The sequence below is a fragment of the Kosmotoga sp. genome, assembly GCF_982836095.1.
Map to the genome: position 1 here is coordinate 4059 of NZ_CEYIHJ010000146.1, position 798 is coordinate 4856.

Here is a 798-nt window from a genome sequence, read left to right on the forward strand (position 1 = left end):
TGACTTCAGTGCATATGTCTTGATAGGGCAATGAATTCCAGTTGTAAGACGCTGCAAAAGCCAAACCTCTATGGACACTCTTGTCTTGTTTCTTTTTTAAATAAGCCTCTATTTGCTTTTTTGCCCATTTATCCTGTGGTTTTCGGAAAAGGAGAAGCATTAACAATTCTCCAAAAGCCTGCTGAGCGAAATCACCAGCGCTGTCGCGTAATAAAGTCAGCCATTTCCTAATAATATTATGTTTTGGGGCTTGATGTAACGCAATACCGATTGTATAGTCATAGAATAAGGCTAATAATTTCTTAAGAGTGTTATGTTCAGGAACCAGGTGTAAAATCCTTCCGATTCCTAATACGCCCAACTTGCTCTCCCTGACATCTTTAAAATTTGTTATAACATTATCAAAATAAATTGAGGCCTTTCGTCTATCCCAATTGAATAAGAAGGACATTCTTTCCAAGGCTAATTTCCATATTTCAGGATGTTTTTCCAACTTAAGTCTTGATTCAATAACATTTGAAAAACCTTCATATTCGGGCGGATCACGCAATAAGTATCCGTTTGCAATGGCATCCATATATACATCGCGGCCACCGGGTAAACTATAACTACCTCCGTATCCCCATAAAATGGACTGGTCTCTTTCATTATTTCCTTGTCTGTCGATTCTCTCTTTTATGGATGGATACGGATCCTCTGAAAGCCATTCTTTAAGCAGATTGATCATACCATCAGGCAGCCCTTTATTTTTCTTTGCTCTATTACTTAGGGCTCTCACTACAGCCCTTTCAAGGTAGT

At 38.6% G+C, this 798-nt stretch carries 1 protein-coding gene; it reads right to left on the minus strand.

Translation table 11 applies throughout. The annotated features are described in order from the left end of the window. The coding region (locus AC3LHT_RS08865) for a hypothetical protein (RefSeq protein ID WP_488662631.1) at positions 1-778 on the minus strand (778 nt) is incomplete at its 3' end. Positions 779-798: the final 20 nt, after the last annotated feature.